The sequence below is a fragment of the Hoeflea sp. AS16 genome (assembly GCF_038900095.1).
Lineage (GTDB): Bacteria > Pseudomonadota > Alphaproteobacteria > Rhizobiales > Rhizobiaceae > Hoeflea.
Map to the genome: position 1 here is coordinate 359,541 of NZ_JBBMQQ010000003.1, position 11,489 is coordinate 371,029.

General features: G+C 61.3%; 11 protein-coding genes. 2 read left to right on the forward strand and 9 right to left on the reverse strand.

Annotated features, from left to right (window positions below; genetic code table 11):
• Positions 1–39: 39 nt before the first annotated feature.
• From WNY80_RS10120 to WNY80_RS10160, 9 genes are all read right to left on the reverse strand, one after another.
• Complete coding sequence (locus WNY80_RS10120) at positions 40–870, reverse strand: hypothetical protein (protein ID WP_342887244.1); 831 nt, start codon at positions 868–870, stop codon at positions 40–42.
• Positions 870–2,480 (reverse strand): glycoside hydrolase family 43 protein, encoded by a 1,611-nt coding sequence (locus tag WNY80_RS10125; RefSeq protein WP_342887245.1) that lies wholly within the window; start codon positions 2,478–2,480, stop codon positions 870–872. The genes WNY80_RS10120 and WNY80_RS10125 overlap by 1 nt, the downstream gene beginning before the upstream one ends.
• Positions 2,477–3,520: an L-glyceraldehyde 3-phosphate reductase gene (gene mgrA, locus WNY80_RS10130; RefSeq protein ID WP_342887246.1), complete on the reverse strand. Its 1,044-nt coding sequence runs from the start codon at positions 3,518–3,520 to the stop codon at positions 2,477–2,479. The genes WNY80_RS10125 and mgrA overlap by 4 nt, the downstream gene beginning before the upstream one ends.
• 2 nt (positions 3,521–3,522) lie before the next feature.
• Complete coding sequence (locus WNY80_RS10135) at positions 3,523–4,668, reverse strand: Gfo/Idh/MocA family oxidoreductase (protein ID WP_342887247.1); 1,146 nt, start codon at positions 4,666–4,668, stop codon at positions 3,523–3,525.
• 5 nt (positions 4,669–4,673) lie between these two features.
• A complete protein-coding gene (locus WNY80_RS10140; protein ID WP_342887248.1) occupies positions 4,674–5,426 on the reverse strand; it encodes a sugar phosphate isomerase/epimerase in 753 nt (250 codons plus the stop codon).
• A gap of 129 nt (positions 5,427–5,555) precedes the next feature.
• Entirely contained in the window at positions 5,556–6,638 is a 1,083-nt protein-coding gene (locus tag WNY80_RS10145) for an ABC transporter ATP-binding protein (RefSeq protein ID WP_342887249.1), read from the reverse strand.
• Positions 6,639–6,643: 5 nt separating this feature from the next.
• Positions 6,644–7,528 (reverse strand): carbohydrate ABC transporter permease, encoded by an 885-nt coding sequence (locus WNY80_RS10150; protein WP_342887483.1) that lies wholly within the window; start codon positions 7,526–7,528, stop codon positions 6,644–6,646.
• 40 nt (positions 7,529–7,568) lie between these two features.
• Entirely contained in the window at positions 7,569–8,480 is a 912-nt protein-coding gene (locus WNY80_RS10155) for a sugar ABC transporter permease (protein ID WP_342887250.1), read from the reverse strand.
• A gap of 69 nt (positions 8,481–8,549) precedes the next feature.
• Positions 8,550–9,782 carry an ABC transporter substrate-binding protein gene (locus tag WNY80_RS10160; protein WP_342887251.1) on the reverse strand — a complete coding sequence of 411 codons (1,233 nt, stop codon included), beginning with the start codon at positions 9,780–9,782 and terminating at the stop codon, positions 8,550–8,552.
• A 222-nt stretch (positions 9,783–10,004) separates the two neighbouring features.
• Between WNY80_RS10160 and WNY80_RS10165 the strand changes: the two genes are divergently transcribed.
• Complete coding sequence (locus WNY80_RS10165; protein ID WP_342887252.1) at positions 10,005–11,030, forward strand: LacI family DNA-binding transcriptional regulator; 1,026 nt, start codon at positions 10,005–10,007, stop codon at positions 11,028–11,030.
• 61 nt (positions 11,031–11,091) lie between these two features.
• On the forward strand, positions 11,092–11,418 hold the full coding sequence (locus tag WNY80_RS10170) for a metalloregulator ArsR/SmtB family transcription factor (RefSeq protein WP_342887253.1): 327 nt from the start codon (positions 11,092–11,094) through the stop codon (positions 11,416–11,418).
• Positions 11,419–11,489: the final 71 nt, after the last annotated feature.

Sequence of the window (11,489 nt, forward strand, 5' to 3'; positions counted from 1 at the left end):
GAGGCTGGCCCTCGGAAGTCTTGCCCGGTTGCCGTGCTGTCAATCAGCTTCGCATGCATAGCGGACGAATGCGAAGCGGCTGGCATCCGGTGCCCAGCAAGGCACATTGATTGTGCCCTGACCGCCAAACAGCGCCAGCAGGATCCGGACTGATCCGTCTGCCAGGTCAAGCAGCCGCAATTCAACATCGCGGTCGCGCGGATGGCCTTCGGTTCCCGGTTCATAGCTGAGATAGAGCACCGAGCGGCCATCGGGCGCAGGGTGGGGAAACCAGTTGACCCGGTCGTCGCCGGTCATCTGTTCGGGTGCGCCGCCGGCAACGGGGATGCGCCACAGCTCCATGGAGCCGCCGCGGTCGGAATTGAACCAGATCCATCTGCCATCGGGCGAATAGTCCGGGCCATCATAGTGGCCGTTACCGCTGACAAGGTGGCGCTCGGCACCTCCGTCAACGCCAATCGTGTAGATCCCGAACTCCCCTTCACGGCGGCCGACATAGGCAAGCGTTTTGCCGTCGGGCGACCAGCCGTGCCACCAGGACGGCACCTTGGCGGTAACGCGGCGCGGCGTACCGCCGGTGACCGGCAACACCCAGATGCAGGAACCGCCGGTCCCGGTGGAATCGCTGATCGCCAGCCAGTTGCCATCGGGCGAAATGCCGTGGTCATTGTTGCACACGACCGCGTGGCCGGTGTCGACCGGAACAAGCGCCGGCGCATCGAGTGGTACCCGGAACATGCCGCCATCACCGTTGACCATCAGCGAAGTGCCGTCCGGCGTCCAGTTCGGGGCCTCGATCAGGCGCTCAGTCAACAGGACTTCCTCGACCGCACCGGTGGCGAGATCCTGGATGCAGAGTGTGCTGCGCATCAGGCATCCACGGCGATATAGGAGAACCTGTCAAAGTCCGCGGTGATGGCACTGCCGGACGTGTCGAAGGCTGCCATTCCGACAAAGGCGCCGGTAAAGGACGCATGTTCGCCACGCCCGCCTTCATCCGAGATCACGCTGGCGTCCAGCACCGGCCCCACCGGTTGCCATTCCTTGCCGGAAGTGCGCCAGTAGAACTGCAGGTCCGCGCCATCTACGTTCATGGCAAGCTCGACCGGCTCCGCGCCTGGCAGGGCGACCGGATTGTCGAGCGGGAACTGCAGTTTTCCATGCGGCCAGTCGCCGGGACAGCTCAAGATGGTCAGCACCCGTCCCAGTTCCTCGTGCCAGGTGACCGCCAGGTAGTGAAACTTGTGCCGATTGTAGTAATGCACCAGTCCGGCAGCCTGCTGGAAATTGCGCGGCGTGAACGACACCGCCGTTTCGGCGCGGAAGCCCAGATGCTCCTGGCGTCTGGCCACCAGAGACTGCTCAAACCAGCTGCCGATGGATTCACGCGCGTGAAGCCGCAGGGCGGAACCGGTCATGGTGAAAATCCGCTCCGGATGCGGCGTGCGGAGCCACTGGAATTCTTCGGGCAGCTTGTCGCCGGTGAACTCCCGGTGGATGGCCTCGTCCGGCAATTTGCGGCTCGCGGGATTGGGAGCGGGCACCTCGACATCGGGAACCAGGCCACCCTGGGCCAGACGCAGCCAGCCATCATCTCCCCAGACACATTTCTGGATGGCAGTCTCCCGTCCGAGCGGAGACCGGTGGATACCCGGCAATGGCCGCGAGCACAGATGGGTGTGGTAAACCGCGCCGCCGGGCGTCTCGACCATCTGGCCATGACCGGCGCGCTGCAGCACCGCGTCGGGCGCGTCCTTGGAGGTCATCAGGAACGTGTCGGGATGCAGCTCGTAAGGGCCGGTCAGATTGCGCGACCGCGCCATGGTGACGGCATGATCATAGCCGGTGCCGCCTTCGGCCACGGTGATGTAGTACCAGCCGTCGCGCCTGAACAGGTGTGCGCCTTCAACCAGGCCATGAGAACTGCCGGCAAAGATGTTGACCGGTTCGCCGATCAGCTTGCCTGCGCCGGCATCATATTCCTGCGCCAGGATGCCTGCGAAAGCCGGGTGCTTCGGGTTGCCGCCAACCGAATCTGTGCGGTGGTTCCAGACCATGTTGAGGAACCATTTGCGGCCGTCATCATCGTGAAACAGCGACGGGTCGAAGCCGGACGAGTTGACGTAGACCGGATCGGACCAGGGGCCTGCAATATCGGGCGCGGCGACGATGTAGTTGTGCGCGTCCTTGAAGTTGCCGTCGAGGCGTTTGACGTCGGTGTAGACCAGCCAGAACAACCCGTCGGCCCAGGACAGGCACGGTGCCCAGATGCCGCAGGAATCCGGGTTGCCGCGCATGTCGAGCTGGCTGGCGCGATCGAGCGGCCGGCTGACAAGGCGCCAATTGACCAAATCCGTCGAGTGATGGATCTGGACGCCGGGATACCACTCAAAGGTCGAGGTGGCGATGTAATAGTCCGGTCCTGCCCGGCAGATCGAAGGGTCCGGATTGAAGCCGGGCAGAATCGGATTTCTGATCATTTTCTCTTGGGTCCTTCACGCTCGGAGGATGCCGCCCACAGGTTGATGTCGGCATCGCGGGCATAGGTATCGATTTCAGCCAGTTCGGCCTCGGTGAATTCCTGCTTTTCGAGCGCACCGACGCAATCGATGATCTGTTGCGGCTTGCTGGCGCCAATCAACGCTGATGTAACGCGGCCACCGCGAAGCACCCAGGCAAGCGCCATCTGCGCCAGTGTCTGGCCGCGGCGCTTGGCAATTTCGTTGAGCGCGCGGATGTTGCCAAGATTGCGCTCGTTGAGGAAACCTGCGTTGAGCGACTTTTCCTGCGCGGCGCGGCTGTCCTCGGGAATGCCGTTGAGATATTTGCCAGTCAGCATGCCCTGGGCCAGCGGCGAGAAGACGATCGATCCGATGCCCTCTTCGTCGAGCGTGTCGAGCAGGCCGTCGTCCTCGACCCAGCGGTTGATCATCGAATAGCTCGGCTGATGAATGAGGCACGGCGTGCCAAGCTGCTTGAGGATCGCGGCGGCTTGCTTGGTCCGCTTCGAATTGTAGCTGGAGATACCGGCATAGAGGGCCCGGCCCGAGCGGACGATGTGATCGAGCGCCATCATGGTTTCTTCCAGCGGTGTGTCGGGGTCGAAACGGTGCGAATAGAAGATATCGACATAGTCGAGGCCCATGCGCTTTAGGCTCTGGTCGCAGCTGGAGATCAGGTACTTGCGGCTGCCCCATTCGCCGTAAGGCCCGGGCCACATGCCGTAGCCCGCCTTGGACGAGATGATCATTTCGTCGCGCAGGCCGTGGAAATCGGTCTTGAGGATTTCGCCGAAAGCCGTTTCGGCCGAGCCGGGAGGCGGGCCGTAATTGTTGGCGAGATCGAAATGGGTGATGCCCAGATCGAACGCGGTGCGGCACAGTTCGCGCTTGAGCTCATGCGGGGTATCCCCGCCGAAATTGTGCCAGAGACCGAGCGAAATCGCCGGCAGCTTGAGGCCGGACCGGCCGGTCCGGCGATAGCTCATGGAGTCGTAACGGTCGGGAGCAGGTGTCCACATGGTCAGACGTCTTTCTTGTTAAGGAGCGCCGCCGCCTCTTCGATACCGAGAGGTGCCGGTTGCTCGCAGCTGGTGGAGGGACGAATGAATTCGCCGGTTTCCCCAGAATGAAGGATCGCGGTCATGACGTCCACCACGTGAAGCGCAAACTCCAGCGAACAGCGGTGCGGCCGGTTTTCGAGGATGGCCATCGCCATGTCGGCGAGACCCGCCGTGCGGTAATTGGCCATCATGCCCTGATTGTGCTCCTGGTTGGGCACGCCGAGCGGATGATCCCATTCAGGCAAGGCGCGGGTCTCGCCGCCCTGCCCGACAAGTTCGACCTTGCCGCCAAAGAAGTTCGGATCGGGAACGATCAGGCTGGCTTCTGTGCCATAGAGCTCCATCGGCCGGTGGCCGTGAGCCTTCACATCCCAGCTGGCGCCAAGGGTGACAACCGCACCATTGGCGAATTCGAGAATGGCGTGCACCGTCGTCGGGGTCTCGACCGTGATCATCTCGCCGTTGCGCGGCTCGGAGGTGATCTTGCGCTCAGGGCTCGGGATCGAGGACATGGCCGCGACGCGGGCAACCGGCCCGATCAGCTGTACCAGGTTGGAAATATAGTAAGGCCCCAAATCGAGCACCGGGCCGCCGCCGGGCTTGAAGAAGAAATCCGGATTGGGATGCCAGTGCTCCATGCCGGGGCTGAGCACATGACAGGTACCGCCGGTGATGCGGCCGGCAGCGCCCGTTTCAACCAGGTGGCGCGCCAGCTGGTGGGCACCCCCGAGGAAGGTGTCGGGGGCGGAACCGACACGCAGGCCCTTCCTGGCGGCCCGGTCGGCGAGATCGCGGCCTTCTTCAACGGAGAGCACGAAGGGCTTTTCCGAATAGACATGCTTACCCGCGTCCAGCACCTGGGCCGATACCGCGTAGTGCACTGCAGGCACCGTCAGATTGACGACCATGTCGATATCATCGGCGGCGAGCAGATCCTCGACACTTTCTGCCCGGATGCCATATTCCGCCGCGCGGGCCCTGGCTGCCTCCGGGTTGATATCGGCGCAGGCGCGGACCTCGATGCCCTTGAACAGGGGCGCAAGGCCCAGGTAGGAAGTCGAGATATTGCCGCAGCCGATGATGCCTACACCAAGAACTTTCGTCATGCCGGTTACTCCGTCGCGCCGCGGCACCAGTCGAGCGATCGCGAAGCGAACCGGCTGGCGTCAGAAGGATTGTCGTGCTCCATGATATAGAGCGTGGCCGGTGTGTGAGCCTTCAGCTCCCTGAACAGTCCCGGCCAGTCGACCGTGCCATGGCCGACATCGGCCCAGCCGTCTTCGTCGGCTGCTTCACCGGCGGCGGCAATGTCCTTGACGTGCACCGCGGTGATCCGTTTGCCGTGCCGGGCAATCCAGTCCATCGCATCCGCGCCGCCGCGAATGACCCATGCAATATCGGCCTCCCAATCCATGTCCGGCGCCGTTTCCAGCAGGATCTGCATCGGCACCGACCCGTCGGCCAGCGGCACAAATTCAAAGTCATGGTTGTGCCAGCCGAAACCGAAGCCCGCGGCGCGCACCTTTTCGCCGACCGCGCCGAGGCGGGCGGCGAACGCCTGCCAACCTGCCTTGTCGGCGGGACGTTTGTCTGCGGCGATATGAGGGCAGTAGATCCGCTCCACGCCAAGGATCGAGGCGGTCTTGAAGACGTCGTCGATATCGCCTTCCAGCGCGTCGATGGAGAAATGCCCGGATGGCATTGCCAGGCCGTTTTGGTCCAAGAGCTTGCGAAAAGCGGACGGGTCCTCATAGACCCCGCCAAAGCCCTCGACATTTTTGTAGCCCGTGCGGGCGAGCATCGCCAGGACGTCCGGCCAGGGCTGGAAATTGCGGGCACTGTAGAGCTGAAACGAGAAATTCATCGGATTGGACTTTCCTGATTATGCCTTGTCTGAATAGCGTCTGGTTTGCTGTTTGATCATCGACCGGGGAAGACCGGTCGAAATTGCTGCAAGGTCGAATGCCCCGGCCGGAGCGAGAGGCTCGTCGCCTCAGAGCCGGAGTTCGGTCGCCGCGTCGAAAATCGAGGCCTTGGCCGGATCGAAGCCGATCCGGACGGTCTGGCCGGGGTGCAGTTCGCTCTGGCCGTCAACACGGAAGCGGAATTCCCTGCGATCGAGCACGGCCCAGACAAGGGTGTCTGCTCCCATCGGTTCGACTACCTCGATTTCGACATCGGCGCTGAAGGGCTCGTCCGAAGCGGCGGGTCCGCAGGTCACGTGTTCCGGCCTGATCCCGAAGATGGCCTTGCCCGGCCGGTCATTGCTGACAAAGGGATACCGCGACAGCGCAATCCGGCTGGAGTCGAAACCGAAGACCGGATCAGCGTCCCCTGAAATCTCGCCTTCGATGAAATTCATCCCGGGCGACCCCATGAAGCCCGCGACATAGAGATTGACCGGGCGATTGTAGATCTCGTTGGGGGTATCGAGCTGCTGGATGATGCCGTTGCGCATGATGGCGATCCGGTCGGCCAGGGTCAGCGCCTCGATCTGGTCATGGGTCACATAGACCATGGTGTTCTTGAGCCGGTGATGCAGCCGCTTGATCTCCACGCGCAGTTCGGCGCGCAGCTTGGCATCGAGATTGGACAGCGGCTCGTCGAACAGGAACACGTCGACATCGCGCACAAGGGCACGACCGATGGCGACGCGCTGGCGCTGACCGCCGGAGAGCTGTGCCGGCTTGCGCTGGAGCAAAGGCTCGATCTGCAGGACTTCGGCCGCCCGGGCGATGCGCTTGGCAATCTCGTCCTTCGGCATCCGGGCGTTCTTCAGGCCGAACGCCAGGTTCCCCTCGACCGACATCTGCGGATAGAGCGCATAGGACTGGAACACCATGCCGATGCCACGCTCGCTCGGCTCGGCCCAGGTCACGTTGTTGCCGCCGATGAAGATCTGGCCATCGGAGATATCCAGCAAACCGGCAATGCAGTTGAGCAATGTGGACTTGCCACAGCCCGATGGTCCGAGAAGCACCAGGAATTCGCCTTCATCGATGTCGATGTTGAGCGATTTGAGGACTTCGAGAGATCCGAATTTCAAGGTCAGATCGCGGATCGATACACTGGTCACGTTAATTACCCTTTCACCGCGCCGGCTGCGATGCCGCGCACGAAAAGCTTGCCGGAGACGAAATAGATGATCAGGGGAACGAGCCCGGTGATGATGGTCGCAGCCATATTCACATTGTACTCCTTCACGCCCTGAACCGAGTTGACGATGTTGTTGAGCTGAACCGTCATCGGGTAGACATCGGGCTTGGTGTAGACCACGCCGAAGAGGAAATCGTTCCAGATGCCGGTGATCTGGATGATCATGGCAACGACGAAGATCGGCAGGCTCATCGGCAGCATGATCTTGAAATAGATGCCCCAGAATCCGGCGCCATCGACCCGCGCCGCCTTGAACAGCTCTTCGGGCACCGATGTGAAGTAGTTACGGAACAACAGCGTCAGGATCGGCATGCCGAAGATGGTGTGCACCAGGATGAGGCCCGACAAGGTGCCGTAGATGCCGAGTTCGCGCAGCAGGATGACGATCGGATAGAGCATCACCTGGTAGGGAATGAAGGCGCCGAAGATCAGGATGGTGAAGAACACATCCGCGCCCTTGAAGCGCCAGTTGGCAAGCGCGTAGCCGTTCACCGATGCGATGGCGATCGACAGGACGACCGAGGGTATGGTGATGCGCACCGAGTTCCAGAAGCCGCGCGACAGGCCATCGCAATTGAGGCCGGTACAGGCCGTGGCCCAGGCTTTCACCCAGGGCTCGAAGGTGACCTCCACCGGCGGGGCAAAGATGTTGCCGAGCCGGATTTCGGGCATGCCCTTGAGCGAGGTGACGATCATCACGTAGAGCGGCAACAGGTAGTAGACCGAGACCACCAGCAAGGTGCCGTAGATCATTATGTTGCGTGGAGAAACGGCACGTTTCGGCTTGCCGCCGCGCGGGCCATCAACCATCCCGGCCGGAACGGCGGGACGTGTGGCGGGATTGGTCACGTCAGTCACGCTGGCGTCCTCCGAATTCCATGTAGGCCCAGGGGATGAGGACGATGAGAACCGCAAGCAGCATCATCGTCGAGCCGGCAAAGCCCTGGCCGAGATTCTGCGACAGGAACATCGCGTCATAGACGTATTTCGCCGGGACTTCCGATGCGATGCCGGGTCCGCCCGACGTCTGGGCGACGACGAGGTCGTAGAGCTTGACGATGCCGGAAGCGATGATCACCAGCGTGGTGACAAAGACCGGCCGCATCATCGGGATGACGATGAAGATATAGGTTTTCCAGGCCGGGATGCCGTCGACGCGGGCGGCCTTCCAGATGTCCTCGTCGATGCCGCGCAGACCTGCGAGCATCAGGCACATGATAAGGCCGGTGCCCTGCCACAGCCCGGCAATGAGAATGCCGAAAATGACGATGTTCTGGTTGTTGAGCGGATCGAACGAGAAGCTTTCCCATCCGGCGGAACGAACCACCTTCTGGATGCCGAAATCGGGGTTGAGAATCCACTGCCAGACCAGCCCGGTAACGATGAAGGACAGGGCGAAGGGATAGAGCAGGATCGTCCTGAAGGTGTTCTCGAAGCGGATTTTCTGATCGAGAAGGGCGGCGAGCACAAAGCCGATAACCAGCGAGAAGACCAGCGAACACAGCCCGTAGATGAACAGGTTCTCGATCGCGATCATCCATTTGGAACTCGACCAGAGACGTTCATACTGATCAAGGCCGATGAAGTTGGCCTTGGGCAGCAGCTTGGATTTTGTAAACGAAAAGACAACAGTCCAGATGGTCCCGCCCATGAACACCACGAGGGCGGTCAGGATCATCGGGATGGCGGCAATCTTGGCCGCCTTGTTGCGAAACAGGCGTATCGGACGCTGCGCGGCCGCAGGCGTGCTGGTCGTGGTCATCGACGCTCTCCAGGTGACTGATGTCCGCCGGCCCGCGCGAGCGGACCGGCGGCGCGATCAAGAACTTGATCAGTCAGCGTCTTCGACGATAGCGGCGTAGCGCTTCTGGGCATCTTCCGGAGTGATGCTCTTGTCGTTCAGGAACTCGACCATGAGATCGTTGAACTGGGTCTGCGTATCGGCAGAGAACACCATGTCGCCGGAAGGCAGAAGGTTGCCGGTCTTGAGGATTTCAAGACCCTTCTTCATGCAGTCATTGGCTGCGGAGAGGTCGATATCGCCCCGGATCGGCAACGATCCCTTTTTCAGGTTGAAGGCAACCTGGGCCTGCTTCGAGATCATCATCGAAGCCAGTTCAAGCTGTGCCGCGGCCTTTTCCGGATCCTTCAGTTTCGGGAAATAGAAGGCATCGCCACCGGTCGAGAGATACTCGTGGACACCAAGGCCCGGAAGGCAGGTGTAATCCTTGCCGGCCACCTGGTTGGCGACCTGGAATTCACCCTGCGCCCAGTCACCCATGATCTGGCCGCCTGCGGTACCGGTGATGACCATGTTGGTGGCCTGATTCCAGTCCTGGACATTGGAGCCATCAGCCATTTCGCGGGCATCCGCCATGGCCTGGAAAACCTTGGCCATCTCCGGACCGTTGGCTGCTTCCACGTCCTTGTTCAGGTTGATCTGCTTCCACAGGTCAAGACCGCCGACACCGATCTGAACGGCGCCGAAGAGCAGGTTCGACTGCCAGGGCTGCTGACCGAGAGCGAGCGGCTGAATGCCGGCTTCGCGCAGTTTTGGCGCGGCGGCAACATATTCTTCCCAGTTCTTGGGAACAGCAACGCCGGCCTTTTCGAAGGCGGCGTGGGACAGCCACAGCCACTGCGGCGAATGGATGTTGACGGGCACGCAGTAGATGCGGCCGTCCAGGGTGCAGCTGTCGAGCAGGCTTGGCGGATTGACGATGTCCTTCCAGCCTTCCTTCTCGGCCAGTTCTGTCAGGTCGAGCATCAGCCCGGCTTCAATCAGTTCCTCGGCCTGGCGGCCATGGTTGAACTGGGTCGCAGCCATCGGATCACCACCGGTGATGCGGGAAATCATCACCGGGCGGGCAGTGCCGCCACCACCGGCGATGGCGCCGTCGACCCACTTGTTGCCAGTGGCATCAAACATCTTTGCGAATTCGGCAACCGCTGCGGCTTCACCGCCGGACGTCCACCAATGGGTGACTTCCAGATCAGTCGCGTTGACGGATGTCGAGAGTGCGAGCGCAGAGGCGCCGGCCAGAAAAAGCTTGAATGTGTTCATCGAGTTCCCTCCCAGGAATGTTCCTCCTCCCGGCCTCGTTGCTCACGCAGCGTTCCGGGCCCACCGGTGTCCTCACACCGTTTTTAAATCGATTACATTGGCGATGAAAATGCTGCACTGCAATCGATTACATAAAGGTTGACCGCGATGAGAATTGGAGTCAAGTGATATTTGCGGAACGTGCCTCAAGCGCGTTTCGCAGAACCGGGAATACAGCTCATCATGGAACCAAAAGCCCCTAAAATCACCGATGTGGCAAGGCTCGCAGGGGTCTCCACAGCGACCGTGAGCAGGGCTTTGAGCAAGCCGGAAACCGTAGCGGAATCAACACGTAACACCGTTCTTGCAGCGGCCGAGAAGGCCGGCTACCGGGTCAATCTCTCGGCCCGCAACCTGCGGCGTCAGCGCACCGGCGCGATTGTCGTTCTGGTGCCAAATCTGGGCAATCCGTTTTTCTCGGAGATCCTCGCGGGGATCGAAACAGCGCTGTCGGAAGTCGACATCAACATGCTGGTGGTCGACACAAGACAGGCCCACACCAAGCCGCAGCTGGTTCTGGAATATCTGCACGCAACACGGGCCGACGGAATCATCGCGCTGGACGGTTCGCTGCCGGATGAAATTCTCTCGGTGGCAAGTTCCGGCACCGGGGCGCCGCCGATCATCTTTGCCTGCGAATGGACTCCGAAGGGCGAGTTTTCGTCGGTCCGCGCCAACAACACACATGGCGCAGAACTGGCGATTGCACATCTTGCCGGGCTGGGTCACCGCAGGATCGGAATGCTGACCGGCCCGCAAGACAATGTGCTGACCCACACGCGAAGTGCGGGTGTCCGGCTGGAGATGGCAAGATGCGGGTTTGCGCTGGATCCGTCGCATCTGTTTTCCGGCGATTTCACGCTGGAATCGGGTGCGCGCGCGGCCCAGGAATGGCTTGAACTCGACCAGCGCCCCAGCGCGCTGTTTTGCCAATCCGACCAGATGGCCTTCGGCTTCATCTCGGAACTGGCCCGAAACGATGTCTCGGTTCCCGACGATGTCTCGGTGGTCGGATTTGACGACATCGACATCGCCCGCCGCTTCATTCCGGCGCTGACCACCGTTCGCCAGCCGCGCAAGAAACTGGGCCTGTGTGCGGCCAGGATGCTGATTGACCATGTCCGGACAAACACCAGTCCGGCGATCGAGACGACAATCCTGGAAGTTGAGCTCATCGTGCGGGACAGCACCAAGGCATTTGCCGGTTGAAACACCGGGGAATATTCCTTATATAAGAGATTATTGATGTTTACGGAACGGGATGCCGGAGATGCTTGAATCACAAGACATGCTCGAAATGGAACCGCGCATGGGCGAAGCGGCAAAGCTGATGGAGATGCTGTCGCAGCCGGTGCGGTTGCGGATTCTCTGCATCCTGCTGGACGGCGAACAGAGCGTGCTGAAACTGGCCGACATGGCCGGCCTGTCGCAACCGGCGATGTCGCACCATCTGCGCAAGCTGCGTGATGCCGACCTGGTCAACACCAGACGCGATGCCCAGACCATCTACTATTCGCTCAAGGGCAAGGAAGTGGGCGCGGTGCTGGAAGTTCTGCACAACCTCTATTGCACCCCTTCGGGGAAACCCGCCTGCTGAGCATTCGCTCTCTCCTGGCGGACCTCGAGGCATGACATTCCGTCTCCCGCCGGCCAAGCTGTCCCTGGCTT

Bases quoted from the DNA above. Each gene is read 5' to 3' on its own strand.
- WNY80_RS10120 (WP_342887244.1), bottom strand. From the start codon at position 870: ATGCGCAGCACACTCTGCATCCAGGATCTCGCCACCGGTGCGGTCGAG.
- WNY80_RS10125 (WP_342887245.1), bottom strand. From the start codon at position 2,480: ATGATCAGAAATCCGATTCTGCCCGGCTTCAATCCGGACCCTTCGATC.
- mgrA (WP_342887246.1), bottom strand. From the start codon at position 3,520: ATGTGGACACCTGCTCCCGACCGTTACGACTCCATGAGCTATCGCCGG.
- WNY80_RS10135 (WP_342887247.1), bottom strand. From the start codon at position 4,668: ATGACGAAAGTTCTTGGTGTAGGCATCATCGGCTGCGGCAATATCTCG.
- WNY80_RS10140 (WP_342887248.1), bottom strand. From the start codon at position 5,426: ATGAATTTCTCGTTTCAGCTCTACAGTGCCCGCAATTTCCAGCCCTGG.
- WNY80_RS10150 (WP_342887483.1), bottom strand. From the start codon at position 7,528: ATGGTTGATGGCCCGCGCGGCGGCAAGCCGAAACGTGCCGTTTCTCCA.
- WNY80_RS10155 (WP_342887250.1), bottom strand. From the start codon at position 8,480: ATGACCACGACCAGCACGCCTGCGGCCGCGCAGCGTCCGATACGCCTG.
- WNY80_RS10160 (WP_342887251.1), bottom strand. From the start codon at position 9,782: ATGAACACATTCAAGCTTTTTCTGGCCGGCGCCTCTGCGCTCGCACTC.
- WNY80_RS10165 (WP_342887252.1), top strand. From the start codon at position 10,005: ATGGAACCAAAAGCCCCTAAAATCACCGATGTGGCAAGGCTCGCAGGG.
- WNY80_RS10170 (WP_342887253.1), top strand. From the start codon at position 11,092: ATGCTTGAATCACAAGACATGCTCGAAATGGAACCGCGCATGGGCGAA.